Here is a 26,308-nt window from a genome sequence, read left to right on the forward strand (position 1 = left end):
GGGTGCTTTATTCTTCGTTTTTGGTTACTAACCAGATATTGTCTTCCTGTGTCTCCGGGCCTTCCCACTCTACAAGCACACGCTGCGACTGCAGGGAGTTGACGCGGCGCCCTACATAAGTAGGCTCGATAGGCAGGTGGCGGCTATAAAGGCGGTCTATCAGCACAAGCAATTCCACATTGGCAGGGCGCCCAAAGGCGATCATGGCGTCCATGGCAGCCCTGACGGAGCGACCAGTGTACAGTACATCGTCTACCAGGATCACTTTTTTGCCCTCAATCAGAAAATCGATTTTAGTGGCGTTGGCGGCCAGAGGAGTCTCCCTTCTGCGGAAGTCGTCGCGGTGGAAAGTAGTGTCCAGGTAGCCGGTCGGGACGGTAGTGCCCAGTATAGTAGCCAGCGTGCTTTGGATGCGTTGCGCTACCTGGCGGCCGCGTGGCTGCAGACCGATGATAACGGAATCAGAAAAGTCGCCGTGGTTCTCGATGAGCTGGTGGCAAAGGCGCATCACCATGATCTCAAGCAACTGGTGGTTTACAATGAGTCTTTTCTGCATGGCCGGAGGTATTGATTGCAAATATAGAGACTTAGGTTGAATTGCTAAATTGTTTGATTGTTTAATTCTTGAATGGCTACATGGTTAGACGGGTGAATACTTAGCTAGTTAAATAGCTGCATGGTATACCTATACCTGGAGTTTGGGTCAATTGATCAGTTCAACGTTTTAAGCATGTAGCCAGGCAGCCATCTAAAAAGTGATTTTATTGATATAGAAAACGCTGCGGCTGGGGGATTTAGGGGAGCGTATGCGCTGATAACCAAAGGCGACGAAACTGGACCCGTACCAACGCACTACTCCCGGCATTTCGGTGCTGGTTATTTTCTCGTCCTGCTTGTAAGGCAGCAGCTCGATTGAGGTTTCTTTGTCGCTATACCTGTCCTGCTCCATGATGCGGTATTGGAGTTTCTTCTCCTCGGGGTAGACCATGACAAAGCGCCCGCCAGGCAGGTGGCCGATCTCCACAGCATGGGTCAGCTCCGGGGTCGTGACATCGCGTAGCGGGAAGGTGTTGTCCCAAAGCAACACTCCGTTCTGGTCAAAGCCCAGGGCGACGGCATGTGTGCGCTTATAGGCGTTGGCAGCCCTTTCGCCGCTTCGCAACTTGGGGTCCAGGTAGCTGCTTCCGCTTCGGTACTGAGGATAGTAGGCTTCTGCGGCCAGCACATAGCCTGTTGGGGTAACCACGAGGTCGTGCAGCAGAAGCCGGAAGCGGTGGAGGGGCTCTTTGCCAGCGGCTACTCTGGCCAACTCACGCTTCTTCGTCCGCTCTTCCCGTCGGGGTTTCATGTACTTGAAAAAATTCTTCAGCTGTAGGAATGAGTAAAACTCTCCGCTAACCACCTGCGAGGCCACGGGCGAGGTGAAAAAACCCTGGGAATAGCGCAAGTCACGCGCCCCGTAAGTGCCCAGAAGCATTTTGGAAAGAGAGTCGCCGGGGGTTACTTCCGCATTGAGCAGGCTCTTGTTTTCCTGCTGCAGGATAAAGTAGTTGCCGAGGAGTTTACCTTTCGCATTAAACCGCTTAACCTGCAGGCGTGAGATCCGGCCATTGCTTTCGGTGAGCACCACATCGGCAAAGCCCTGAGTTGGGTCTACCAGCAAATCCGAAAACGTAGACTCGCTGCCGTAGACGGAGGGTAGCATGAGCGGCTTTTTTTCGGCCGGGTCTAGGTATAGCAACACCGGTTTCTGATCATAGCGGTTGTCGGCAATGATAAAGTATTTGCCCTGCAGCACGTTGAACTCATGCATCAACTCTGCCTCATCGAGCGTATACTCCTCCTGCCGTACCGTTCCGTTATCGTTGTTGATCCGGACAAAGGTATAGTGCTCGGGTCTGTTGGCCTGGAAAATAAGGTAGGTATAGGGGCTTTCGGTGTAATGTCTTACAAACTCATATTCGTACTTGAGATCGAGCTGAGCGCTCCAGCCTCGCTCCAACTGGGAATCAAATTTTTCAATCAGAAAGGTCGCATCCGTTAGCCAGGCGTTCGACTTCTTGCTGTAAACCAACAGGCTGCTGTCAGGTATGGGGATCACCTCGAGGTGACTGGTGCCAATCTCAAACGGCAGCTCCAGGCGCACAGGTTGCTGCGGCTCCTGTGCCCAAAGCAGGGCAGGGGCTATTGTGGCAAGGTATAGCAGCAGGACTCGCAGGTTAGGCATGGCACAGCATTAATGCTAACGGGTAGCAGAAAAGTAGAATGCGACAGTAAAAGCTTTTTACTGTGTTTGTTAGGCTAACGTTGTGCCAGCTGACTTCAGGAGCACCGTGTTAGTTGCCCAGGGCCAGCAGCACGTCAAACTCCTCGGCCTTGAGCGGCATAACCGACAACCGTGACTGGCGCAGCAGGGCAATGTGTTCGAGTCGCTGGTCCTTTTTGATTTGTTCCAGTGTTACAGGGTCGCGGAAGTCGCGTACGGGCACCAGGTCCACAGCTACCCATTTGGCGTCGTCGGCAGTAGGGTCGGGGTAGGCGGCTTTGTCTACTTTGGCCATACCTACAATGGCTTTTTCGGATACGCTATGGTAGAACAGCACCAGGTCGCCGGGCTGCATCTGCTGCAGGTTGTTTCGGGCCTGGTAATTGCGCACGCCGTCCCAGCAGGCACGTCCTTCTTTCACAAATCTAGACCAGGAGTATGTTTCGGGTTCTGATTTTACTAACCAGTATTGCATATGATAGGGTGTATTCGGTGTTGTGATAAAATTCTGTTTGAGCTGCCTCTTCCCCTTATTCCAGGTTAGGGCAGGATTATTTGGCAGCCCGCCTTTTCAGGTATAGCGTCAGCTCACCAATAATGACTGCGATTAAAAAACCACCTAAAAATCCTTTGAAAAACCCAGCTGCCGTGTCGGTTGCGATCAGGGTAGCCGAAACGAGAAGCAATGACGCGTAAAGAATGATACGGGTTTTTGCAGGGAGTTTTTCGGAAGGAGCTGCCATCGGTATAAGGTATAGCGAATCAGGGGAATCAGTTTTGTACGTCTGGGGTGATCCTGACTTTTAGCACGTTGTCTTTCAGCGAAACCACCTGCATGGTATAGCGCTGCTCCGGGTGGCCGTTGCCTTGAATATGCACCAGTACAGTATTCTTGTCCTTGTACTCCCAAAGGCCAATTTGTTCCTCCAGTCCGTCGGCGGGCGCGATAACATACTGCTTGGCTACCCCTTCGCGCTCCAGAGCAAACCCGGTTCGGCCTCTGGAAGGCGGGAAATCATAGGAGTTGGGCCGGTATACCTGAATATCATCCTGATCTTCTTCGTACGAATGCAGCCAGGTTTGGCCAAGGAGCTCAGCCTCCGCCTTTTTCCGGCAGGTGTTGGACAAAAGCATCAGGCAAAGTATGCAGATAAACGAAGCGTATTTCATAAGTTATCTTTTACACCGGTTCTGGGTGGCTATTCTAAGGCTAAGATAGGTAATTCCAGCTTTATATAGAAACCTCAGAATATAAAACCCGTGGAATCCAGTGTGGCAATGGTTTGGAGGCTTTTTCTATCTTTGTGTTTAGACGAAACATAGCCTTGGAAAATAAGAAGATCATAAAGCTGTTTAAGCATGCGGCCGAGCTGATGGAGCTGCACGACGAGAATCCGTTTAAAGTGCGTTCTTACGTGAACGGGGCCGCAGCGCTGGAATTGGTGGAAGAGCCCTTGGCCTTGAAAAGCCAGGCCGAGCTGGAAGGTATAAGCGGTGTGGGCAAGAGTATAGCCGCCCGCATCATCGAGATAAACGAGACAGGCTCCTTTACAGAGCTGGACCAACTCCTATCCGTTACGCCGCCGGGCGTGGTGGAAATGCTGCGCATCAAGGGGATAGGTCCTAAAAAAGTACGCACGCTTTGGAAGGAGCTCGGAACAGAAACCGTGGAGGAACTGCTGGACGCCTGCGAGCAGGACAAAGTAAGCAAGCTCAAAGGCTTCGGGGCCAAAACGCAGGAGAACATCCGGCAGGCGCTGCTCTTCACGCAGCAGAACAGGGGCAAATTGCTTTATGCCGAGGCCGAACCCGCCGCCCAAGAACTGCTGGAACGAATGCAGAAAGTATTGTCGCATACCCAAATTGCGCTGGCCGGAGACGTGCGCCGCAGGCTGGAGATCGTGGAAAAACTGGAGCTGATTGTGGCGACGGATTCCGCAACCGATGCCGAAACTGCCCTGAACGAGCTGGACGTGCTGCAACAGGACGAAACCACATCCGGTCCTTTGGTATGGCGCGGCAAGCATACACTGAGCGGCTTGGCTACCGAGATCCGCTTTGCCAGTAAGGAGCGTTTTGCCAATGAGCTGTTTGTGCGGTCTGCCGCCGTAGCGCACCTTTCGCAGGTATTCGCCGCCGGCAAGACCATGCTGACCGTGGTGCGGGAGGGAAGCCATACCTCCGAAGAGGACATCTATGCCTCGGCAGGTATGGCCTATGTGGTGCCGGAACTGCGTGAAGGAACCAACGAGCTGCAACTGGCCATGGAGAACAAACTGCCCAAACTGCTTGAAATCACTGACCTGAAAGGCATACTGCACAACCACAGTACCTACTCCGACGGAGCGCATACCCTGGAGCAAATGGCGACTTACTGCCGTGATATGGGCTACCAATACCTGGGCATATCCGATCACTCCAAAACCGCTGCCTATGCCGGCGGACTGCGGGAAGGCGATGTGCTGCGCCAGCAAAAGGAAATTGACGAGCTGAACCAAAAACTGGCTCCTTTCAAGATATTCAAAGGGATAGAGTCTGATATTCTGGGCGATGGCTCCTTAGATTATGATGAGGACATTCTAGCTTCGTTTGACTTCATTGTAGCCTCTATTCACAGCAACCTGGGCATGGATGAGAAGAAGGCGACGGCCCGTTTGATCACGGCGATCGAGAATCCTTATACCACCATGCTGGGCCACCCGACTGGCCGGTTGCTGTTGCGCCGAGAGGGCTACCCGATCGACCACAGAGCTGTGATCGATGCCTGCGCTGCCAACAACGTAATTATCGAGATTAACGCCAACCCCTGGCGACTCGACCTGGACTGGCGCTGGGTGGCGTATGCGCTGGAGAAAGGCGTGATGCTCAGTATCAACCCAGATGCCCACCACACCAGCGGCTACGACGACATGAAATATGGTGTGCTGGTTGGCCGAAAAGGAGGCCTTACCAAAGAGATGACCTTTAATGCGAAATCGGCGGAAGAGGTGGAGAAGTATTTCAGAGAGCGGAAGGAGAAGATCAAGTAAGGAATGCCGAAAGTACTCATCCTCCGTTTTTCCTCTATTGGCGACATCGTGCTCACCACTCCTGTCATCCGTTGCATCAAGCAGCAGGTGCCGGGGGCAGAGGTACATTACTGCACCAAGCAGGGCTTTAGAGGTATACTAGAGCATAACCCCTATGTGAACAAGGTGCACGTGTTGGGCGAGAGCCTGAGCGAACTGGTGCGGCAGCTGAAAGCGGAGAACTTCGACTACGTGGTAGATCTGCACAATAACCTGCGTACCCGCGTCATCAAAACCCGACTCGGAAAACCATCCAAAAGTTTCAATAAGCTCAACTATGAAAAGTGGCTGATGGTAAACTTTAAGGTAAACCGGCTGCCGCATACCCACATCGTGGATCGTTACCTGGCAGCCGCCTCGGCGCTAGGTATACAGGACGATGGCAAGGGACTGGACTACTTTATACCTGCCCAGAACGAGGTGGAGCTTTATACTTTGCCCGAGCCGTTTCGGCAAGGCTACGTGGCCTTTGCCATCGGAGCGCAGCATTACACCAAACGACTGCCTACCGAGCGCATCATCGAACTGTGCGAAAAACTGCAAAGCCAGATTATCCTCTTAGGCGGCAAGGAAGACATACCAGTAGGAGAAGAAGTAGCCACTTATTTCACACGATCAACGAACAACGATCAACGAACAACGATCATCTACAACGCTTGCGGCAGGTATAGCCTCAACGGATCGGCATCGCTGGTGCGGCAGGCGGAGCTGGTCGTAAGTCACGACACGGGTCTGATGCACATTGCGGCGGCTTTTCAGAAGGACATCATCAGCGTGTGGGGCAACACCATCCCGGAGTTTGGCATGTACCCTTTCCGCACCAGGTATAAGGTGCTGGAGGTAAACGGACTCAGCTGCCGCCCGTGCTCTAAAATAGGGTATAGCAAGTGCCCGAAAGGTCATTTTAAGTGCATGCGCGAAATTGATTTTAACGAACTGACAAAGCTTGATTTCAGAACCTGATTTCATTTCGTCTTTAAACAAAAGGAACGCCCGCGCAGGTATGGACTTGCGCGGGCGATATTTTTTAAGGTATAGCTATACCTTGCATTGGCGGTTTACTGCAGCGGTTTCACGGTATAGCCAGCTTTCTGCAGCAGCTGGAGCAAACCGTTCTCGCCGGGTAGGTGCAGCGCGCCCACTGCAATGAAAGTGGATTGAGCCTTCATGATGGCGGGGAGTTTGGTCATCCAGGCCTTGTTGCGGTCGTCCACCATATAGGCCATGTCGCCACCTCCTGTAAGCTCATTGTATTCTTCCGAGATGGTCCACATACCTGCCAGGTCCTTATCGAAGTACAGTTGCGTGAGGCGCTCGGATATTTGCTCAGCCGGCTCCTTGTGCTTCACATACGCTACCAGGTGCTCTGCCTGTTTCTCGACTGTATGGTGGTCATAAAGTAGGTCAAACTGCTGCTCCATGGTTTCGAGCCTGTGGATCTTCTTACCGTCCTTATGGCCAGAGTTGGCAAAATAAACGTCGAGCGGCTGGCCTTTGTATTGCTTCAGCACCTCCATGTTCTGATACTGCGACATGGAAAGCATCAGGAGAATTGTCATGGGTTTCATCTGGTCTGCCATGGCCAGGTCAAAGCCAAAAGACTGCTTCACCTCGTTACTGACCAGGGCAAAATCTTCTTTACTCAGCAAGGCAGAAAGCTTATTATCCGGCATCACCATTTTAGCGCCCAGCTGCATCATTTTGGCCGAATCAATTTCCGTTTCCACTACCACTGCGCGGGCTTTTGTGAAGTGTTCCAATACTTCCGGCTCTGAGTTCAGGTAGCTTTGGTTTAGCAGGTGGAAGGTGCCGTACAGGTAGGAGGGCGCTTTCAGGTCCTTGCCGCTGATCTCCCAAAGCAGCGATTTGGCTAAAACTGTTGGATGGCTTTTGGCAGTCGCCTGCGCCGGTTTCGTCTTTACTTTTTGTGCCTCGCCCGCTACGGGGATCAGCAACAGGACAAACAAAAAGAGGTACAGGAGAGAAAGCTTGTTTTCGTGTTTCATGATGTCAACTTAAAGAGAGTTGGATCGAATCAGGAGCTAAGATTTGCTATTTCAAGCGATTAGTATGAATTTGAAACTGAATATGGCGGAGGTCGCATATTCTTGGTAATAATCAGAAATACAATTGAGATGTCCAAAAAGAATTTGACCTGGCAAGCTGCCGACGAACAGTTGCTGGAGGCACTGTTGCTGGCGACAGGCGGCGAAGGTGGTGCCTCTCTGCAGGATGTGTTGCTCATGGGCGACGCACTGGATGGCACTGTGCTAACGCTGCAGGAAATAGAACAGGCGCTGGAGAAACTGGTGTCGGTGGGTTTTGTCCTGATCCAGAAGAACAAGCTGTCTTTATCGGAAAGTTTTCTGAAAGCCTACGAGGCTATCACCTTAATCTCAGGTGCCGAGGAGTTGCAGAAACCCTTGCAGAAACTACTGGAGCAGCAGGAGATAAGCGAAGAAGGTATAGCGAGGGCAAAAACTGAAACGCTGAAGAAATTCAAACTCAAAGCCTACTACCAGCAATACCTGGAGCAGTTTGGTTGATTTTAAATTTGAAGATGTGGAGATTTGAAAATTTGGAGATGAAAAAATGTATGAATCTTCAAATTCGACCTTTAACTAAAGTTGCAAGGGGCTAAGGTATGGATCCAATAAAAAGAGCCGCTGAAATCACTCAGCGGCTCTTCTGTTTTATCAGGTATAGAGACATCTTCAAATCTCCACATCTCCAAATTTTCAAATCTTAAGAAATCTTCTCAAAACCCAGGTATGGGTGCAGCACCTTCGGCATGTTGATGCCATCTGGCGTTTGGTTGTTCTCGAGTATAGCGGCTACGATGCGTGGCAGGGCCAGGGCGCTGCCGTTCAGGGTATGCAGCAGCTGTGTTTTACCCGACTCGGTTTTGTAACGCAGCTTCAGACGATTGGCCTGATAGGTTTCAAAGTTGGATGCAGAGCTTACCTCCAGCCAGCGGCCCTGTGCAGTAGAATATACCTCCATGTCGTAAGTCAGGGCAGAGGTGAAGCTCATGTCGCCGCCGCACAAGCGCAGCACACGGTATGGCAGTTCCAGCTTCTGCAGCAAGCCTTGGATGTAGCTGCTCATTTGTTCCAGTGCTTCGTAAGATTTCTCTGGCAAGGTAATCTGCACGATCTCCACCTTATCGAACTGGTGAAGGCGGTTTAGGCCCCGCACATCAGCACCCCACGAACCTGCCTCTCTTCTAAAACACGGCGTATGGCCCGCGTTCTTGATCGGCAATTGTTCCACCGGCACGATTACGTCACGGTAAATGTTGGTGATCGGCACTTCGGCTGTCGGGATCAGGTATAGGTTGTCTTCTGTGGCATGGTACATCTGCCCGTCCTTGTCAGGCAGCTGACCGGTGCCGTAGCCAGAGGCCTCGTTTACCAAAATCGGTGGCTGCACTTCCATATAACCGGCTTTGATGGCCTCGTCGAGGAAGAAGTTGATTAGGGCGCGCTGCAGTCGAGCGCCCTGCTTCTTATACACCGGGAAACCAGCGCCTGAGATTTTATTGCCCAGCTCGAAGTCGATGATGTCGTATTTTTGTATAAGCTCCCAGTGCGGTTGCGCTCCTTCGTGCAAAGTTGGGATTTCACCGTGTTGGAGAACTACTTCGTTGTCTTCTGCTGTTCTACCTTCAGGAACACTCGTGTGCGGAAGGTTAGGCAGTTTGTATAATGCCTGCTGTATTTGCTCCTCGATAGCAGATAGCTGGTCAGCCAGCGATTTGGTCTGCTGCTTCAACTCTGATGTCTCTGCTTTATAGGCTTCTGCCTTTTCGCGGTCGCCGCTTTTCATCAGTATACCGATCTCTTTGGAGATCGTGTTGGCCCGGGCCTGTAATTCGTCGTGGGTGCTTTGCACCTGCCGGCGCTGCTGGTCCAGCTCCACCAGTGCAGCAACTTCTTGCGCTGCGTTTTTGTAGTTTTTCTTGTTCAGCCCAGCCACTACCAGGTCTGTCTGCTCTCTTAAAACGTTTAGCTGTAACATAGTTTGGTGTTATGTAGAGGTGCAAAAATATACTTTTTTAGGTAGTAAGCGGCATTTACGAAATCTTTTAAAGAAATTCTGAAACATTTTCAACAAAAACACCGCTAATATTTGTTAATTAATAAGCATTGCAATAACATTGCAGTGCAATTTAAGGACGGCCCTTTCCTGAGCCTCACAAACTCTATCGCAACCTATTCTTTTTCCTAATAAAACAGATGCTCTCGCTGCGTTCGCACACTGCGCGCCTGGCAGGTTAATTAAACTACCATATCATATTTATGTACAATATTGAAGAATTGAAAGATCGGCTTCTTTCAGAACTCAAGGAAATTGCAGAAGACCTGGGTGTTAAGAATTTCAAGAAATTGAGCAAACAGGATCTTGTCTACAAAATACTTGACCAGCAAGCCATTACCCCTCCCGACAAATTGCCGAAAAAAGTAAAATCCTCTCCTCGTCCAGCCGCCACCGGCGAATCAGCAGCTACTGAAAACACAATTACTGTTGTAGAAGAGCAAGAACCAGCAGTTGCACCAGTTGCAGCTGAAAAGAAACCAACTCGAGAAAGCGTAGCCCGCCAAGAAACTACAGCACCAACACTGGTGCAGCAACCAACTCCGGCGAAAGACCACGGTCCGCAAACCATGCAGCGTGAACGTACGCAGCAGCCCCGCCGCGACAATCGCAGTGAAGGCGGTGCACGTGAGCAGCGAAATGAACAGCGCACTGAGCGCACAGAGGCTCGTCCGGAACGCGTAGAACGTACAGAAAGGGTAGAACGCACCGAAAGAGCGGAGCAGCAACGCCCGGATCGCAGCGAGCGCAACGAGAACCGCCCTGAGCCAAGAGAGCAGCGTGCAGAAGTGGGCAACAGAAGCGACAGCCGCAGCGAGCAGAACCGCGGTGGTGACAATTTCCAGCGTCGCGGACAGCAGCCGCAAGCCGCTGCCAGCAGCAATAACTTTAGAGAATTTGACGGAATAATCCTAAATGAAGGGGTGTTGGAACTGATGCAGGACGGCTATGGCTTCCTCCGTTCCACGCACTACAACTATTTAGCTTCTCCGGATGATATATATGTGTCGCCGTCGCAGATCAAATTGTTCGGTCTGAAAACAGGGGACACCGTAAAAGGCCAGATTCGTCCGCCGAAAGAAGGCGAGAAGTATTTTGCCCTTTTGAAAGTAGAAACCGTGAACGGACGCACGACAGAAGAAATCCGTGACCGTATTCCTTTCCAGCACCTCACGCCGCTTTTCCCGGAAGAGCGCCTGAAGTTAACAACCAAGCCAAGCCAGCTTTCAACTCGTATCCTAGACCTGTTTGCCCCAATCGGTAAAGGCCAGCGTGGTATGATTGTAGCGCAGCCAAAAACAGGTAAGACTGTGTTGTTGAAGGAAATCGCCAATGCGATCTCTGAAAATCACCCGGAAGTATACTTGATGATCCTGCTGATCGACGAACGTCCGGAAGAAGTAACCGACATGGCCCGCAGCGTGAGAGCGGAGGTGATCGCCTCTACGTTTGACGAGACAGCCGACCGCCATGTGAAAGTATCCAGCATTGTGTTGGACAAAGCCAAGCGTATGGTGGAGTGCGGACACGATGTGGTGATCCTGCTGGACTCGATCACACGTCTGGCCCGTGCCTATAACACCGTGGTGCCTTCTTCTGGCAAGATTCTATCGGGTGGTGTGGACGCCAACGCGCTGCACAAGCCGAAGCGCTTCTTCGGTGCTGCCCGTAACGTGGAGAACGGTGGTTCCCTGACCATCATCGCCACGGCCCTGATCGACACGGGTTCTAAGATGGACGAGGTAATCTTCGAAGAATTTAAAGGTACCGGTAACATGGAACTGCAACTGGACCGCAAACTGGCCAACCGCAGAATTTACCCTGCTATCGACGTACCAGCTTCTGGTACCCGTCGCGAGGACCTGCTCATGGACAGAGACGAATTGAACCGTATCTGGATTCTGCGCAAGTTTATGTCCGACATGAACTCTGTGGAAGCCATGGAATTCCTGAAGGACAGAATGGTAGGAACGAAGAGCAACGAAGAGTTCCTGATTTCGATGAACAGCTAAGGTTATACCTGGCTCTATATAAAGACCGGCCCCATTGCTGCAAAGCAAAGGGGGCGCTTTTTTTTTATTTGAACTGATTGAGCGAAATAGTGAATGAGTGATTGAGTGTTTCTTATTTATTCATAGATTTTCGTGCTTTGGCCATGATGGATAAGACTTCTATGAACTCCTTTTTCAAGTCTTGAACAGTACCTGTAGCGGTGGTCCCAGATTCTTCCAGAAGTTCAAGCCAGAAAAGACTTTCATCGGCTTCCTCTATCACGATACAAAGTTTAGCATAAAACTCTGCGGATGACCTGGCTCTGCAGGCCGCTCTGTAGTTGGCGGCAACCGATGTGGCGGAGCGTAGCAGTTGTCGCTTCATAATAATTGCCTCTTCCACTTTTGGCAATTGCTTGCTAAACTTGATTACATCCAATGCAAGCTGCTTGGTACGCTGCCTGAAAAGCTCGGCAAACTGTTCTTTGGGTAAACGTTCTCTATCCACATTACTTAAATTTGATTTACTGTGAAATCAAAAAGTAATCTTTATAGTTCAATAATGTAATCACTCATTCACTCATTCACTCATCCAAAATTTAACCTAACTCCAAAACGGATAATTCGGGTGAGCGAGCAGGTACACGGTATAGGTTAGCACTAAGCCATAAACAATGTGAGCGAAAATGAGTGTTATCAAGTAAGTGCGGAGTGAAATAATGGGTGGGCGTGGGTGTACCAAAAAGAAAAGGTACCACAGAAACATCGCCATTAGCCCATGCGCCAGCCCAAACAGGAAACCCCAGGAAGCATTGATCAGACCCACCTCAGAGTGCCACAATGCGAGATAGAAAAGTGCGAATATAATCCCGATAATGTAGTGGGCTACTGTGCCGTATACCTTGGTGCTAACTGTATCAGATAATGTACAGTCCGGATGGGTCCGGTTGGTTAGCATAGTGCCCAGAATCTTGATAACTTTCATAACACGGTGCGTAACCAGCGAGAGCAGGTATAGGAAGGCAGTCATGGCGGCCGTAGCGGCGAGTCCGGCAATTACAGCGTAGAGGAGTTTCATGGCACAGGCGGTTTTTGGTGTTATACGAAATCCGGCTACGTAGTTTTGCTCAAGGGCCTCTGAAGGAATCAGGAGTTATAAAAGGTGCGCCAGACAAGCATGAGCATGAAAGCCAGACTGATACAAAGCGATGAGATTTTGTTCATGCGCATGGTATTCTCAAAGTTCACCTCTTTGGGGTTTCGCCAGGATTTTAGCACCCAACGTGTAAAAAAGAAAGAGATAGGAGCGGTGCAAAGCAGGAAAATCAGCACGTTCAGTAGTTGACCGGCGTTAAGGTATAGCCCAAGCAAAAGCGCCGCGCCAAGGCTTAAACTTATCCCGGCAAACAGGAAGGTGCCCCGCACGCCCAACAGCAGACTCAATGTCTTGTCGCCTCGCTGGCTGTCTTCCTGGTGCTGGTAAATCTGGGTGAGCGGGTAGGAGCCGCACAAAAAGAGCGTGCTTACCATAGCATACCAAATGTTAGGCGGCTGCAGCACGTGCTGCAAGTCCAGACCAGCCCCCACCTGAACCGTCAGGAAAGTGAAAGCCCCCTGAAAAAATGTAACCACCACGGTACTGACGATCGGGTATTTCTTGAGCCGGACCCCTCTGTAGCTGTAGGCCTTTGATACGAGCAGGTATACAGCAACCAACAGGGCAAATAGCGGCGATAGGAAAAGACTGCCCAGCACCGCGGCCACATCGAAAAGCACAACTAAATGAAATAACTCCTGCGTAACCTGAGGCGGCCGCTTGAGCCCGCCAATGCTGCCTTCGTCGCGGTCGTGGTAGGAGTTGTAACCGTTGCTGGCAGGATACACAAGCAGATGCAGGATAATGAAAACCCCCACCGCCCGCCACAAGGTATAGCCATCGGCCACACTCAGGGCAAACCAGTACACCGGCATCAGGTATACCGAAAACGGAATCCGCATCAGGGTGAGTGCACTGCTGTATTTTCCGGAAACAGGTATGGCGAGAGGTTTCAAGGTTATAGTTGCTTAATTGTTAAACTGTTTAATTGTTGGTTGATAGGATTTTTGTAATAAGTTATTCGGATAGTTATTGCAGCTTCTTTTTTCAGATGAATAGCCATGGCTAAGGGATAGCGCAAAGCCATCAACTTATCAGTTAAGCCAACCAATAATTCAACCATTTAACCATGCAACCATTAAACCATCAATCAGGATACCCCACCAGATAAATAACCCGCTTCCCCAAACCCTTGCCAACGATGCCGCTACGCCAGGTATAGCCGGGCGGTGTTTGCACTTTTGCCACCAGTTGGTCGAGCATGCGCGGGTTGTACAACCGGAAGAGCGACACAAACCCATCCCACATAATGCCCAATGGAATGACAGGTATAAGATACGTGAAAAACAGCCGGTTTAGTTTGAACGGCCGGATAAAAGGCGTAACAGCCAGAATGATGAAAGGGAAAGTGAGCAGAAAGATGAGCAGTTCGCCCCAGGTTTTGCCGCCTCCCTCCAGTATGCCAATGGGGACACGCTGATTGGCGGCATCCTGCAGTATGGCCACCGCCTGGTTTGGCCTGAAATGGTGAAAAGAGGAAAACATGGTTCGCAGGCCCGTAATTTGTGGCGGTACCTTGGTGGCGTCGACAGGTGAGGCAATAAAACCGATCAGGCCACCGGATTGCTTTTGCAGGAACCTGTAGGCAGCCATGTTGGGATACAGGTCGGAAAGGGATACTCGCACAGGTTCACCCATGCGCTGGCTCAGGTCCTGGCGTATCCCCTCTATGCCACCGCCTGCGCCCGAGCAAAGGTCTGTGAAATGCATCTGACCGCTGCGTCGCAGCATTTCCTCCAGCAAAGGTATGGCAGCATGGTAAACCCTAAGCTTCGAGATCATGAATCGCAGGAAGTCTAGCATGCCCTGCCGGAAAATGTGCGGGAACCAAGGCTGGTCTTCCAGTTCGAAAAGGTGCAGGCGAATGTTCAAAGGCAGCTGGGAATGTACCATCCGCATACTGCCCTACCCCCATAAAAGTTGCTACGGAAGTTTAGTGCCGCGTTGGCTCATCCAGGGATGCAGTTCCATAATCAGCTTTCCGGCTTTCACGGCTGGGTCTGCTTCGGTCAGGGCTTTGGCTTCCTCCAGAGAAGCTACATCAAAAATGAAAACGCCACGCAGGTCACCGTTGTCCAGAAAGGGGCCAGCCATCACGAGTTTGCCATCGGCGGCCATCTTTTGGATGTGCGCCATGTGGCCACGCTGTATGCTGTTTATCTCTGCGGTGTCAGTTGGCTGGTAAGGTCCTTTTTTAAGCAGCGCCATGTAATACGTCTTCATCTGGCTCATGTCCATCTCGCCCTGTTGCTGGGGTGCAGCCAGGGCTTTGGCAGCCGGTTTTTTACTGGTAGCCGCTTTTGCGCTGGACTGGGCTTGTGTGCTTAGGGAAAAGCATAGGCCAAAGGCCAGGGCTATACCTGTGGTTTGTAGCAGTTTTTTCATTTCTGTTGGGTGCAGACGCATTATTTGTTCAGAAGTATATCAGGAGCAAACTAGGCTTTATTCTCCATAATACCAGCCGCACCCGCACCGATGCTAAAATTATCGCCGGTGTTGCTGAACAGTTGCCAGTATGCCTCCTGTGGTTTACTTAGGTCAGGAGCAAGCACCAGGCAGTCGCCGTTCACAAAGGTGAGCTCTATACCATAGGCGTCCTTTATCTCCACACGCTCAATCGCCAGTGCCTGACTGCTGATAACCACACCCTGCAGACGCTGATCGCGCAGGTTGGCGCCGGGAACTTTCCAGTCGAACTTGGGAGAGGGCAGGCCGGGCTCTCGTTTGCGCATGAACACCTCGCTGTGCTTGATCGTTTCGCCTTTAGCCAGGTGAAGTGTCCAGGGGCAATTCACAGCTAAGGTATAGGCACCTACATCCAGTATGAGGCCCTGCGGGGTGGTATAGCTGGTTTTTCCGAAGTGGAAGTATTGCACCAGTTCGTTGCGGGTGGTCTTGGTGAGCGGCAGGCCTTCGATCTTTCCGAAAGCTGCTTGTAATTGCTGTTGCATGGGCGTGTCAGGTAATCCGGGGCAAAGATAGGCAGGAAGGGGAAATTTATACGTCTTCTGGGCACCGTTGGCTAAGTTTTGAGCGTTTCTCAGAGAGTATTTGTACACAAAAGGTATATTTGCAGTAGTTTAGATAGAAGCGTACGGAAATTACGGGTACTTTGCCCAGGATACATTAACATGCTGCAAGAGCAAGAACAAATTAAAGAACCGATCAAGAGCAAGAGGTCGTTATACGGCCGTATGATCACATTTGCCTGGAAGACGTTTCTGTTGGGTATGTCGGTGGTCATTGTATACCTGGTGAGCGTGGAGTATAATTTCTTCTACCTCTTCGGGTCTTCTCCAAGCCTCGACCGCCTGGAGAACCCACGCAGCGACCAGGCTTCCGAGCTATACACCGCCGACGGACAGCTGATCGGCAAATACTTCCGCGAGAACCGTAGCCCGGTAAGCTATAAGCAGATGTCGCCCACGCTTATCAAGGCGCTCGTTGCCACAGAAGATATCCGTTTCTACGAGCACTCCGGTATAGACCCTGCTGCCATATTCGGGGCCGTTTACGACAACCTGCGTGGTGAGAACCGAGGCGGCAGCACCATCACGCAACAGCTGGCCAAGAACCTCTACAAAACACGCACCGACGACTCCAAAGGGGTGATGGGGCATATCCCGGGGCTCAATATTATCATCTCCAAAACAAAGGAGTGGCTCACGGCCATCAAGCTGGAGCAACGCTACACCAAGGAGGAAATCCTGGCCATGTACCTCAACACAGTGGATTTTGGCAGTAACTCGTTTGGTATACAGGTAGCTTCCAAAACCTTTTTCAATACCTCGCCCGACAGCCTGAAGGCGGAGCAGGCGGCTGTGCTGATCGGCTTGCTGAAAGCCCCGACTTATTATAGCCCCCGTTTCAATCCGGAAAACTCGACCCGCCGCCGTAACACGGTGCTGGGTCAGATGGCCAAGTATAACTACCTCACACAAGCCCAGGCCGACTCGCTGAGCCAGTTGCCGCTTGCGCTGGATTACAAAGTAGAGAACCACTACGACGGGCCGGCAACTTACTTCCGGGGCGCTGTGGCCGACTTTATGAAAGAATGGTGCAAGCAGAACGGTTACGACCTATACCGCGACGGCCTTAAGGTATACACCACCATTGATTCCCGCATACAGGCACATGCCGAAGCCGCCATGGAGCAGCAAATGCGCAACTTGCAGCGCCGCTTCGATAACCACTGGAAGGACCAGAACCCGTGGGTGGACGAAAAGAACCGTGAGATTCCGGGCTTTATCGAAGAGACAATCAAGCGCACGGATTATTACCGTCGCCTCAAGAAAAAGCATGGCGATAATGTGGCAGCCATCAACAAAGAGCTGAACACCCCGCGCGAAATGATGGTCTTTACCTGGGAGAATCCCGAACGGGAGAAGAAAATGACATTGTCGCCGCTCGATTCCCTGCGCTATTACAAGCGATTCCTGCACGGTGGCATGATGACCATGGACCCCTTTACAGGTGAGATAAAGGCCTGGGTAGGCGGTATCAACTACAAGTACTTCAAATACGATCACGTCAAGCAGGCACGACGCCAGCCGGGTTCCACTTTCAAGCCTTTCGTGTATGTTGCCGCCATCGACAACGGTTACTCGCCTTGCGACAAAATAGTGGACAAACGCATCACCATCAATTATGTAGAGAACGGGGAGAAGAAGAGCTGGTCGCCGACCAATGCCGACTGGGAATATACCGGTGCCCCGATGACACTGCGCAGGGCTATGGGCAAATCCGTTAACTCCGTGACGGCACAATTGACAGAGCTGGTAGGCTGGGAAACCGTAGTAGACTATGCGCACAAACTCGGCATCAGCAGCCCGCTAGACAAGGTGCCCTCCATTGGGCTGGGGCCAAGCGATGTGTCGGTATATGAGATGGTGGGTGCGTACAGCACCTTCCCCAATCAGGGTTTCCACACCAATCCCATGTTCATTACCCGCATCGAAGACCGCAACGGCAACCTGATCCACCAGTTTATGCCGGAGCAGAAGAAAGTGCTAAAGGAAGAAACCGCTTTCCTGATGATGCACATGTTGAAGGGAGGCATGGAGGAGCCGGGCGGTACGTCACAGGCGCTCTGGGAATACGACCTCTGGAAAGGCAACGAGATAGGCGGAAAGACCGGTACGACCTCTAACCACTCCGATGGCTGGTTTATGGGCGTCACCAAGGACCTGGTTTCAGGCGTTTGGGTAGGCGGTGAGGATCGCAGCATTCACTTCCGCACTTCCCAGCTAGGCGAGGGTTCCAAGACAGCTCTGCCGGTTTATGGCCTTTTTATGGAGCGTCTTTACAAAGACAAAGAGTTGGGCTATACCATGGGGCGCTTCCCGGGACCAACCGTTGAGATTACCAAGAAGTATAACTGTACCACCGTTTTGCCAAGGCCGCAACCTGACTCCACCATGCTGGATCTGGAGCTTGACATCCTGAATCTGATAGATACATTTTAGGTATAGGAAGCATAATGAAACGAAAAGGGGCAGCTCGTATTGAGCCGCCCCTTTTCGTTTACCTTGTTTTCTTGGTGAGAAGAAGGTGATTTGCCAATTCTAGTCCTGCTTATAAAAAGACTCAAGTGCCTCCTCCAGGTAGTTATATTCATAAGTGAAACCAGTATGCATGACCTTGTTGGCGCTTACCCGCTGGCCTGTCAGGACGACCTCGCTCATTTCGCCGAGCATCAGATTAAGAGCGAAGGAAGGCACCTTCGGCAATACCAGTGGCCTGTGCATCGATTCGGCCAGCTCTTTGGTAAACTCCTTATTGGTGACTGGGTGAGGGGCCACGGCATTGTATACGCCTTCAAAATGTGTGTCTTCAATGGCCCGGATGTAAAGACGGCACAAATCATCTATGTGTATCCAGGACATGTATTGGCGACCGCTACCCAAGGGAGCACCCGCCATAAGCTTAACTGGTCTGGCCATTTGAGGCAGCGCACCGCCTTTGTCGCTTAAAACAATACCGGTGCGCATGATAACAGTCCGTATACCCAAGTCTTTGATCTGCCATACAGACGCTTCCCAGGCTTTGCATACCTCTGCCAGAAAATCTTCGCCATAGGTGCTCTCCTCCGACATCAACTGGTCTCCCGCATCGCCGTAAATGCCAACGCCCGACGCCGAAATAAAGCCTTTGACGTGATGGTCGCATTTTCGTAGACTGTCCAGCAGGAGCTGCGTACTGTCTACACGGCTGCGCAGTATTTCCTTTTTGCGCGCATTTGTCCACTTCTCGTCGGCCAAGCCGGCACCTGCCAGGTGGATAATGTAATCCGCGTAGGTGATGGCGTTTTCATCCAGGTAAGGCTCTTTCACATCCCATCGGAATGATTTGTAATGGGAGAACTTATCCGGGCTTCTGGACAAGTGCGCCACTTCGTAGCCCTGGTCAATGAGCATTTCGGACAGCCGCGAACCAATAAGACCTGAACCTCCCGTGATGAGTATTTTACCTGGCATAAATGTATTTGGGTAAAAAGAATTATATAGAAATATACCTATACGAGCAAGTGGTAGGATTCTGTTATGAATCCGGGATAAAAACTCATAAAGGTCTGCGCAGGCCTAGTAAACAGTAGGCGCTACTTCTGGCGGATATGGCTCAGGAACTCGTTGCGGTACTGCTCCTGCTCAAACAGGCCAGAGTACTCAGCAGTGATGGTACTGCTGCTTACGTCGTTCACGCCGCGGCTCATCACGCACAGGTGGTCAGCCTCAATCAGCACAGCCACATTCTCTGTTCTCAAGGCTTCCTTCAGTTCATTGGCAATCTGCATGGTCATGCGCTCCTGTACCTGCGGGCGGCGGGCATAGTAGTGCACAATGCGGTTGAGCTTAGAAAGGCCGATCACATGCTCGTTGGGCATATAAGCTACGTGCGCCTTCCCGATAATCGGCACAAAGTGGTGCTCGCAAGAGGAGTATACCGTAATATCGCGCTCCACCAACATCTGGTTATACTTGTACTTGTTCTCGAAGCGTCGGATAACCGGCTTGTTTTCGGGGTGGAGTCCACTGAAGATTTCCTGCACATACATTTTGGCAACGCGCATGGGCGTGCCCTTCAGGCTGTCGTCTGTCAGGTCAAGGCCCATGGTCAGCATGATCTCACGGAAGTGCCTTTCGATGATCACGATCTTTTCGGCGTCAGAAAGCTTAAAAGCGTCAGGGCGCAAGGGCGTTTCCAATGAACTCATCATGTGGTCATCCATCTCTTCTGCGTCGCGTCCCAGGTCCTGGTTATCCATTATATTTAACAAAGTTTCTTTCAGTTTCATAAAGCGTTACAGCCAAATCATAGTTCCCGTTGATCTTCGCCCGAAGCCGCTCCCAAATCACGATGGCGATATTTTCGGCCGTGGGGTTAAGTTGCTTAAACTCCTCTGTGTCCAGGTTGAGGTTTTTGTGGTCGAACCGTTTGATCACCTCTTCCTGCACCAGTGTGCTGAGTTTTTTCATGTCGTACACGTACCCGGTCTCCTCATCCACATGGCCGGTTAGCTTCACTGTGAGCTGGTAATTGTGACCGTGGTAGTTGGGGTTGTTGCACAGCCCAAAAACTGCTGCATTCTGTTCGTCGCTCCAGGCTGGGTTGTGCAAGCGGTGGGCGGCATTGAAATGCTCTTTTCTACAGATTGTTACTCTCATCGTGTCTCCAACAGGCAGGTAAATGCTATTGTTCGGGTGCGTTTAAAATCATTTTGGGACTGGTATGGCTATAAACACGTAAAGTTACGCGTCGCTGTACCCAATGCCAAACCATTTGGGCTGTAAATTATTATCCCCCATATATCTGAAATATTATATGGATTGCCTATTTTCGTAGGTATACGATTGTTCCTGTCAAAACAATATTTCCAAGTATAGGTATGCGAGTAAAAGGTTTAATAGTGGCGATTGGCTTGATGCTCTCGTCAGGGATGGCCAGTGCACAGGTGATGCAGGTAGATGAAAGTGAGCAGACCATCAGCGGCGTGAAGCGCAGAGGGCAGCAGCTTACCGTGCAGTTGGATCCCAAATTTGTGGAAAAACACTGGAAAGACCACCTTTCCAAGGAGGCCGGCAAAGCCAAGCACTCTAAAGGGGTTTACACCGTGGAAGGCGCTGAAATTCACAGTATCAGCAAATCGCCCATGCGGATTTCCTCCACGGTAGGTAGCCATGGTGCCGGCAGTTTCGTGTGGTGGTCGCTGGACATGGGGGTGACGTACATAGACAAGAGCGCAACACCAGCTGAATATGCCGCCGCTGGGCGTTTTATGGAAGACTTTGCCCGCAAGCTATACCGGGAGGATGTGCTGCTGCAGATAAACCAGGCGGAAGATGTACTGCGCGCTACAAAGCAGGAGCAGGACCGTGTCGTGAAGCAGGCCAACGACTTGCAGCTCAGCATCCAGAAAAACCAAAAACGCAAATTGGAACTAGAAGCAGAACTGGTGCGAAATGCCGAAGAACTCAAGCAACTGGAGCAAAACGTAGAACTAAACGTGAAGCAGCAGGAAGCCAGCCGCCAACAGGTGCAAGCCATGGAACGTGCCGTGGAGGAAGTGCGGGACAGGCTGAAAGAGATCAAATAGCGATACTATACCCTAAAACAAAAGAAAGCCGCTCTGCAGAGTGGCTTTCTTTTGTTTTAGGGATTACTTACTAGAGTTTCATCCAACGCAGGATTTCCTGCTCGGCAAATTGCTCATTGCGCCAACCTATAAAGCGGCTCTTGGCAGTTGGGTTATGGTAGACGAACCACTGTTGCAGGATGGCTTTCGCTGCCGGGTAGTCACGGCTAAAGCTATTGTAGTCCGAGGCGTTGATGCTGCGCTCGCTGGGGCGAGCCGGTACGGCCACAATTTTATGGTCCAGTTCCCCATCTGTCTCCAGTTGCAGCACGCCTACCGGGATCACCTCCATGATAGTGCCTGCCTCCACACTTCCTGCTATCACCACGATCTCCAACGGTTTTTTCTGGGCGTTTGTCTCTGTGGAAGGTATAAAACCGAAGTTGGCCGGGTATGGCAGGAAATCGATAATGCGGTCCTGGCCCGCCAGTTTATCCACCTCAAAAGCCTTGGTCTGTTGGTTGTAATGCATTTTGACAGCACTTCCTGCCGGCACTTCGATCACGGCATGCAATTGTTTATTTGGGTTATAGGTAGGCAGAGAGGCATAGTCTGTCTGGCAAGAGGCCAGCAGCACAAACTGCAACAGCAGCAAGGTATAGCGTAAGTAAGTTGTCATCTGGGTAATCAGGAGGTAGGTATACCTGCAAATATAAGAAGCCTTGCCAAAGTGCTTGCAGTTTAGGCAGGTATGGGCACAAAAAAGAGCCGTTCGGTTAGAACGGCTCTTTTTACTAAAACTATGGAAAACTTATGAAAACAGGTATTTTTATCTTCTTTCCTTGATTCTAGCAGCCTTGCCCTGCAGACCTCTCAGGTAGTACAGTCTAGCTCTTCTAACACGGCCTTTTCTTACAAGCTCAATTTTCTCGATAGATGGAGAAAGCAGCGGGAAAATACGCTCCAGACCGATCTGGTTAGACACTTTTCTTACAGTGAATGTCTCACCATTTGTGTTTACGTTTTTGCGCTGAATTACAACACCTTGGAACTGCTGGATACGCTCCTTGTTACCCTCACGGATCTTAACGTGGATGTTGATTGTATCGCCAGCCTGGAAAGAAGGGAAAGAGGCGCGCTTGTCTGTAGATTCCTGTTCGATAAATTTTAGTAATTCGCTCATGGCTATGTTGTTAAAGCTAAATATCTTCTTCAAAATTCGGACTGCAAAGATATGTAATTATTTATTACATAAGAATTTTTGCAGAAAAAAAATGTAAGTTTTTGAAACTTATACCTTAAATCGACTGTGGCAGCGATTTTCGGCTGGTTTTGTGCTTGTATTGGGTTACTCGTTCAGCAAATCCGGGCGGCGCTGTTTGGTGCGCTCCACGGCTTGCTCAAAGCGCCATTGTTCTATTTTAGGGCCATCTCCTGACAGCAATATATCCGGTACCTGCATGCCTTTGTAATCGGCCGGGCGGGTATAAACCGGCGGGGCCAATAAGCCGTCCTGGAAAGAATCAGTCAAGGCCGAAGATTCATCGTTGAGCACGCCCGGTATGATTCGGATGATGGCATCGGCTAGCACAGCCGCTCCCAATTCTCCACCCGAAAGTACATAGTCTCCTATGCTTATCTCGTGCGTCACATAGTGCTGTCGCACACGCTCATCCACGCCTTTGTAGTGGCCACATAGAATGATTACGTTACGGAGGAGCGAGAACTGGTTAACTATTTTCTGATTCAGCGTTTGCCCGTCTGGTGTCATGTAGATCACCGCGTCATACTCCCGCTCGGCTTTGAGCTCCGAAAGAAGCTTGTCAATCGGCTCGATCATCATGACCATACCTGCTCCACCGCCAAAGGCGTAGTCGTCTATCTGGCCATGCTTGTTGATGGCGTACTTACGAAGATCGTGGATATGGATTTCTACCAGGCCTTTTTGCTGTGCTCTTTTAACAATGGAATGGCTAAAAGGACTGTCCAGCAGGTCGGGCTGGCAACTGATAATGTCAAATCGCATGATAACAGGGGGCTACTCGTCGCGGTCGTCGGCGTCGTCAGGGGTGCCGGGCTGGGTGTATACCTCCAGCAGACCTTCCGGCAGGTTCACGTGCAGTACCTTTGCTTCGTGGTCGGCGCGTACAAACACCTCGTCCAGCACAGGTACCAACATTTCCTGGTTATTGTACTCCATGGCCATCAGCTGTTGCTGCGGCATGTCGTAAAAGTCCTTCACAGTACCAAGCGGGCCATGGTTCTGGTCCACCACCTGATAGCCGATCACCTCATGGAAATAGAACTGTCCCTCTTCCAACTCCGGGAGCTCGTCGAGTGGCAGGTATAGGCTGACATTGCGGAGCTTCTCTGCTTGCTCGATCGTTTTGATATCCTCAAACTGGATAATAAAACGGCCTTTCTGCACGGGCTCCATCTTGTCAATAAAAAAAGGAATCAGCCTTCCTTGTTGTTCAAGAAAGACTGATTCCAGATCATCATAATCTTCGGGGTAGTCCACGTCAAAGAACGCAACGACTTGGCCCTTGATGCCATGGGTCTTGACGATGTGACCTAACAGGAAGCAGTCATCAATGTGCATGGCCGATGTAATTTATGCTTGTTCTTCAGTAGACTCGCCTTCAGCAGCAGGTGCCTCAGGAGCTTCTTCAGCTTCAGCAGCAGGAGCGTTGGCAGCAGCCTTATCAGCCTCACGCTGACGGATAGCCTCTGCACGAGCCTCTTTTACTTTCGTTTCAGCATCAAATGCAGCCTTACGCTTCGCCTCTTTCTCAGAGCCAAGGGTAGTACGCTTGCTTTCGATCTTAGCTTCTTTCTCTTTCTTCCACTCTTCGAAACGAGCGTCAGCAGTTTCCTGAGAGATAGCGCCTTTTACAACACCGATCTGCAGGTGCTTCTTGTACAGAATACCTCTGTAAGAAAGCATCGCCTTCACTGTGTCAGTTGGCTGAGCACCGTTCATTAACCACTGGAACGCCTTTTCCTCGCTGAAATCGATAGAAGCGGGGTTAGTGTTTGGGTTGTAAGTACCCAGTTTCTCGATAAACTTACCATCACGTGGTGATCGAGCGTCAGCTACTACGATATCGTAGATAGCGGCTTTTTTGCGGCCTCTGCGGGCCAGTCTGATTTTAACAGCCATTTTTTATATAAAATTTAAAGTCGGCGAAACCCGTCCGCCAGTTTTTAGAACCGCAAAGGTAATGATTTTGTGCCGATTAATGCAAGGTTTTTGGAATTTGATTTGAAGGTATGGTAGCAAGGTATAGCCCTCGACCTTTGTGGCCACTACACATACCTTTGCAAATAAATGCGGCACCATAAAAAAAAGCCCTCCGTTTCCGAAGGGCCTTCCTTTATAATCTTGAAGTATTTAAGCGGCTACTTTGCTGCGGGCCGCTTTCACTTTCACGGGCTTCAGTTTGATGATGCTCAGCTTATCCAGTGTCCAGATTACCGGCCAAGTTGGGTCCACTTCCCACCACTTCACACCGAAGTTCACACGGTTAGGCAGTTTGTGGTGGTTGTTCTGGAACAGCTCGCCGCCTGTCAGGAAGTCGAAGAAAAGCGAGTTGCGAGACTTGTCGTTGTTGTCGAAGTTCTGGTAGCCGTACTTGTGTCCGCTCCAGTTCACGATCGCGCCGTGCACCGGACCCATCAGGAAGTGAAGCGGCAGCAACAGGAACATCCACCATTGCGTGGCAAAAGCGATGTAGAACAGCACATAAGCCACACCCCAGCCAATGCGTGAAATCTTGGAATCCCCGATCTTCTCCAAAGCCGGCCACAGCGGGTAGTCGCCATCGAAGCGGCGCTCCGGCTCCACGCGGTGGTTCAGCACGTCGTTGTAAATAGTTTTGGTCTTCCACATCATCGTGAAAGCGTTGTTGGAGTAATGCGGTGAATGCGGGTCACGCTCGGTGTCAGAGAAGGCGTGGTGCATGCGGTGCAAAATCGCATAGGCACGCGGCGAAAGGAATGAGGAACCCTGCGCCGTGTAAGTCAGGAGGTAAAAGGCCTTTTCCCAGAAAGGGTTCATGGTGAACATCTTGTGGGCTGCATAGCGGTGCAGGAAGAATGTCTGCACGAACAGCGACAGGTACCAGTGCAGAACAAAGAAAATGAGTATAGCCATTAAGCAATTAGTATGATGATGTGATTGTTATCTGATTCAGGTATAGCGGAGCCCAACATAGTCGCCCTGCTCTTGCAAAATTACGACGCGATTCTATAGAAATAATAAAATCAGGTATAAAAGTTCAGAAAGATAATAAATATCAGTTTTTATGAATGGATGAAGACCCAATAGTGGACAAAAGAGAAGCTTATAGGATTGCTGAAAGGTATAGGAAGTCCACACCTTAATGCCCACAGCATGTTGGCTAATTCATTATGATTGAACAACCACAACTCATTAATCAGTAGAAAAATTATTCGTTCGCCTTGAAAGCTGCCCAAATGGGGGCGGATGGGAGTGGTGCGCTCACTGTTACCAGGGTTTTGAGGGTTGGGTGCTCAAACTGCAGGCGGCGGGCATGCAGGGCGATGCTTTTGTCAGGAAGCGGCTTGTTGGCGCCATACCTGAGATCGCCTGCTATGGGGCAATGCATAGAGGCTAGTTGCACCCTGATTTGGTGTGGACGGCCTGTAACGGGGTTCACCTCCAGCAAATAGTCTTTGTTGTGCTGGGCGATCAGGCGGTAACTGAGTTCGGAGCGGAGGCCCTTGCTGTTTTCGCGGGTATAGGCAGTGGTTACGTTGCGGCTGCTGTCTTTGATGAGCCAGTGCACCAATGTCTGCTGTTCTACGGCGGGTTTGTTCAGCACCACGGCCCAGTAGGTCTTGATGGTTTTTTTGCTTCGGAAAAGTTCGTTGAGGCGGGTAAGGGCTTTGGATGTTTTGGCCAGCAGGACGACACCACTCACCGGGCGGTCGAGCCGGTGCACTACCCCAATAAACACATTGCCCGGCTTGTTATACTTCTCTTTGATGTACTCTTTCGCTAGATCAGCCAGGCACACGTCGCCGGTCTCGTCGCCATGCACCAGCAAACCGGCCGGCTTGTTGACCACCAAAACATGGTTATCCTCAAAAAGAACGTCTAACTTCTTAACTCCCAAACTTTCTAACTCTTAA

Annotated in this window: 29 protein-coding genes; 6 read left to right on the forward strand and 23 right to left on the reverse strand. The window is 50.8% G+C overall.

All coding sequences use genetic code 11. The features are described 5' to 3' along the window. Nucleotides 1–7 precede the first annotated feature (7 nt). From pyrR to H9Q13_RS14475, 5 genes are all read right to left on the reverse strand, one after another. A complete protein-coding gene (pyrR, locus tag H9Q13_RS14455; protein WP_191184516.1) occupies nucleotides 8–556 on the reverse strand; it encodes a bifunctional pyr operon transcriptional regulator/uracil phosphoribosyltransferase PyrR in 549 nt (182 codons plus the stop codon). Nucleotides 557–748: 192 nt separating this feature from the next. Then, a complete protein-coding gene (locus H9Q13_RS14460) occupies nucleotides 749–2,227 on the reverse strand; it encodes a hypothetical protein (RefSeq protein WP_191184517.1) in 1,479 nt (492 codons plus the stop codon). Between the two features lie 109 nt (nucleotides 2,228–2,336). Continuing rightward, the gene (locus H9Q13_RS14465; protein WP_191184518.1) at nucleotides 2,337–2,741 is read right to left on the reverse strand and encodes an EVE domain-containing protein; all 405 of its coding nucleotides are present in this window, start codon (nucleotides 2,739–2,741) and stop codon (nucleotides 2,337–2,339) included. Between the two features lie 76 nt (nucleotides 2,742–2,817). Continuing rightward, nucleotides 2,818–3,009, reverse strand: coding sequence for a hypothetical protein (locus H9Q13_RS14470; protein WP_191184519.1), 192 nt, complete (start codon nucleotides 3,007–3,009; stop codon nucleotides 2,818–2,820). A gap of 28 nt (nucleotides 3,010–3,037) precedes the next feature. Continuing rightward, nucleotides 3,038–3,436, reverse strand: coding sequence for a hypothetical protein (locus tag H9Q13_RS14475; RefSeq protein ID WP_224744306.1), 399 nt, complete (start codon nucleotides 3,434–3,436; stop codon nucleotides 3,038–3,040). A gap of 155 nt (nucleotides 3,437–3,591) precedes the next feature. Here H9Q13_RS14475 and polX point away from each other — a divergent pair, with 155 nt between their 5' ends. Both polX and H9Q13_RS14485 read left to right on the forward strand, forming a co-directional pair. Next, the gene (gene polX, locus H9Q13_RS14480; RefSeq protein WP_191184520.1) at nucleotides 3,592–5,295 is read left to right on the forward strand and encodes a DNA polymerase/3'-5' exonuclease PolX; all 1,704 of its coding nucleotides are present in this window, start codon (nucleotides 3,592–3,594) and stop codon (nucleotides 5,293–5,295) included. A gap of 3 nt (nucleotides 5,296–5,298) precedes the next feature. Beyond that, nucleotides 5,299–6,297: a glycosyltransferase family 9 protein gene (locus H9Q13_RS14485; protein WP_191184521.1), complete on the forward strand. Its 999-nt coding sequence runs from the start codon at nucleotides 5,299–5,301 to the stop codon at nucleotides 6,295–6,297. Nucleotides 6,298–6,392: 95 nt separating this feature from the next. Here the strand turns inward: H9Q13_RS14485 and H9Q13_RS14490 are convergent, their stop codons facing one another. Continuing rightward, nucleotides 6,393–7,340: a TraB/GumN family protein gene (locus tag H9Q13_RS14490; RefSeq protein ID WP_191184522.1), complete on the reverse strand. Its 948-nt coding sequence runs from the start codon at nucleotides 7,338–7,340 to the stop codon at nucleotides 6,393–6,395. A 129-nt stretch (nucleotides 7,341–7,469) separates the two neighbouring features. On the opposite strand from H9Q13_RS14490, the gene H9Q13_RS14495 reads away from it, so the two are divergent. After that, nucleotides 7,470–7,880 (forward strand): hypothetical protein, encoded by a 411-nt coding sequence (locus H9Q13_RS14495; protein ID WP_191184523.1) that lies wholly within the window; start codon nucleotides 7,470–7,472, stop codon nucleotides 7,878–7,880. A gap of 199 nt (nucleotides 7,881–8,079) precedes the next feature. On the opposite strand, the gene serS is transcribed toward H9Q13_RS14495, so the two are convergent. Further along, nucleotides 8,080–9,354 (reverse strand): serine--tRNA ligase, encoded by a 1,275-nt coding sequence (gene serS, locus H9Q13_RS14500; RefSeq protein ID WP_191184524.1) that lies wholly within the window; start codon nucleotides 9,352–9,354, stop codon nucleotides 8,080–8,082. A 281-nt stretch (nucleotides 9,355–9,635) separates the two neighbouring features. On the opposite strand from serS, the gene rho reads away from it, so the two are divergent. Continuing rightward, complete coding sequence (gene rho, locus H9Q13_RS14505; RefSeq protein ID WP_191184525.1) at nucleotides 9,636–11,444, forward strand: transcription termination factor Rho; 1,809 nt, start codon at nucleotides 9,636–9,638, stop codon at nucleotides 11,442–11,444. Between the two features lie 112 nt (nucleotides 11,445–11,556). On the opposite strand, the gene H9Q13_RS14510 is transcribed toward rho, so the two are convergent. From H9Q13_RS14510 to H9Q13_RS14535, 6 genes are all read right to left on the reverse strand, one after another. Then, nucleotides 11,557–11,931 (reverse strand): four helix bundle protein, encoded by a 375-nt coding sequence (locus H9Q13_RS14510; protein ID WP_191184526.1) that lies wholly within the window; start codon nucleotides 11,929–11,931, stop codon nucleotides 11,557–11,559. A gap of 96 nt (nucleotides 11,932–12,027) precedes the next feature. Next, complete coding sequence (locus tag H9Q13_RS14515; RefSeq protein ID WP_191184527.1) at nucleotides 12,028–12,501, reverse strand: hypothetical protein; 474 nt, start codon at nucleotides 12,499–12,501, stop codon at nucleotides 12,028–12,030. 68 nt (nucleotides 12,502–12,569) lie between these two features. Then, nucleotides 12,570–13,475: a UbiA family prenyltransferase gene (locus tag H9Q13_RS14520; protein WP_224744307.1), complete on the reverse strand. Its 906-nt coding sequence runs from the start codon at nucleotides 13,473–13,475 to the stop codon at nucleotides 12,570–12,572. Nucleotides 13,476–13,665: 190 nt separating this feature from the next. Then, nucleotides 13,666–14,472 carry a class I SAM-dependent methyltransferase gene (locus H9Q13_RS14525; RefSeq protein WP_224744308.1) on the reverse strand — a complete coding sequence of 269 codons (807 nt, stop codon included), beginning with the start codon at nucleotides 14,470–14,472 and terminating at the stop codon, nucleotides 13,666–13,668. A gap of 30 nt (nucleotides 14,473–14,502) precedes the next feature. After that, nucleotides 14,503–14,964, reverse strand: a complete 462-nt coding sequence (locus tag H9Q13_RS14530) for a YciI family protein (protein ID WP_224744309.1) — start codon at nucleotides 14,962–14,964, stop codon at nucleotides 14,503–14,505. Nucleotides 14,965–15,014: 50 nt separating this feature from the next. Further along, complete coding sequence (locus tag H9Q13_RS14535) at nucleotides 15,015–15,530, reverse strand: hypothetical protein (RefSeq protein ID WP_191184530.1); 516 nt, start codon at nucleotides 15,528–15,530, stop codon at nucleotides 15,015–15,017. A 180-nt stretch (nucleotides 15,531–15,710) separates the two neighbouring features. Between H9Q13_RS14535 and H9Q13_RS14540 the strand changes: the two genes are divergently transcribed. After that, the gene (locus H9Q13_RS14540; RefSeq protein WP_224744310.1) at nucleotides 15,711–18,044 is read left to right on the forward strand and encodes a penicillin-binding protein 1A; all 2,334 of its coding nucleotides are present in this window, start codon (nucleotides 15,711–15,713) and stop codon (nucleotides 18,042–18,044) included. A 99-nt stretch (nucleotides 18,045–18,143) separates the two neighbouring features. Here H9Q13_RS14540 and H9Q13_RS14545 read toward each other — a convergent pair whose 3' ends face one another. From H9Q13_RS14545 to H9Q13_RS14555, 3 genes are all read right to left on the reverse strand, one after another. Continuing rightward, entirely contained in the window at nucleotides 18,144–19,055 is a 912-nt protein-coding gene (locus H9Q13_RS14545; RefSeq protein WP_191184531.1) for a TIGR01777 family oxidoreductase, read from the reverse strand. Between the two features lie 122 nt (nucleotides 19,056–19,177). Next, the gene (gene folE / locus H9Q13_RS14550) at nucleotides 19,178–19,843 is read right to left on the reverse strand and encodes a GTP cyclohydrolase I FolE (RefSeq protein ID WP_191184638.1); all 666 of its coding nucleotides are present in this window, start codon (nucleotides 19,841–19,843) and stop codon (nucleotides 19,178–19,180) included. Beyond that, a complete protein-coding gene (locus H9Q13_RS14555; protein WP_191184532.1) occupies nucleotides 19,836–20,243 on the reverse strand; it encodes a 6-pyruvoyl trahydropterin synthase family protein in 408 nt (135 codons plus the stop codon). Before H9Q13_RS14555 ends, folE begins: the two co-directional genes overlap by 8 nt. A gap of 221 nt (nucleotides 20,244–20,464) precedes the next feature. On the opposite strand from H9Q13_RS14555, the gene H9Q13_RS14560 reads away from it, so the two are divergent. After that, a complete protein-coding gene (locus H9Q13_RS14560) occupies nucleotides 20,465–21,172 on the forward strand; it encodes a DNA repair ATPase (protein WP_224744311.1) in 708 nt (235 codons plus the stop codon). A gap of 70 nt (nucleotides 21,173–21,242) precedes the next feature. On the opposite strand, the gene H9Q13_RS14565 is transcribed toward H9Q13_RS14560, so the two are convergent. From H9Q13_RS14565 to H9Q13_RS14595, 7 genes are all read right to left on the reverse strand, one after another. Next, nucleotides 21,243–21,830 (reverse strand): inorganic diphosphatase, encoded by a 588-nt coding sequence (locus tag H9Q13_RS14565; RefSeq protein WP_191184533.1) that lies wholly within the window; start codon nucleotides 21,828–21,830, stop codon nucleotides 21,243–21,245. A 150-nt stretch (nucleotides 21,831–21,980) separates the two neighbouring features. Next, nucleotides 21,981–22,334 (reverse strand): 50S ribosomal protein L19, encoded by a 354-nt coding sequence (gene rplS / locus H9Q13_RS14570; protein WP_101443924.1) that lies wholly within the window; start codon nucleotides 22,332–22,334, stop codon nucleotides 21,981–21,983. Nucleotides 22,335–22,499: 165 nt separating this feature from the next. Beyond that, a complete protein-coding gene (gene trmD / locus H9Q13_RS14575) occupies nucleotides 22,500–23,177 on the reverse strand; it encodes a tRNA (guanosine(37)-N1)-methyltransferase TrmD (RefSeq protein WP_191184534.1) in 678 nt (225 codons plus the stop codon). Between the two features lie 12 nt (nucleotides 23,178–23,189). After that, complete coding sequence (rimM, locus tag H9Q13_RS14580) at nucleotides 23,190–23,753, reverse strand: ribosome maturation factor RimM (protein ID WP_191184535.1); 564 nt, start codon at nucleotides 23,751–23,753, stop codon at nucleotides 23,190–23,192. Nucleotides 23,754–23,765: 12 nt separating this feature from the next. Further along, entirely contained in the window at nucleotides 23,766–24,314 is a 549-nt protein-coding gene (locus H9Q13_RS14585) for a 30S ribosomal protein S16 (protein WP_191184536.1), read from the reverse strand. 231 nt (nucleotides 24,315–24,545) lie between these two features. Then, entirely contained in the window at nucleotides 24,546–25,307 is a 762-nt protein-coding gene (locus H9Q13_RS14590) for an acyl-CoA desaturase (RefSeq protein ID WP_191184537.1), read from the reverse strand. 295 nt (nucleotides 25,308–25,602) lie between these two features. Beyond that, complete coding sequence (locus tag H9Q13_RS14595) at nucleotides 25,603–26,292, reverse strand: RluA family pseudouridine synthase (protein WP_191184538.1); 690 nt, start codon at nucleotides 26,290–26,292, stop codon at nucleotides 25,603–25,605. Nucleotides 26,293–26,308 lie beyond the last annotated feature (16 nt).

It is taken from the genome of Pontibacter aquaedesilientis, assembly GCF_014773225.1.
In the GTDB taxonomy this organism is placed as follows: Bacteria; Bacteroidota; Bacteroidia; order Cytophagales; family Hymenobacteraceae; genus Pontibacter; species Pontibacter aquaedesilientis.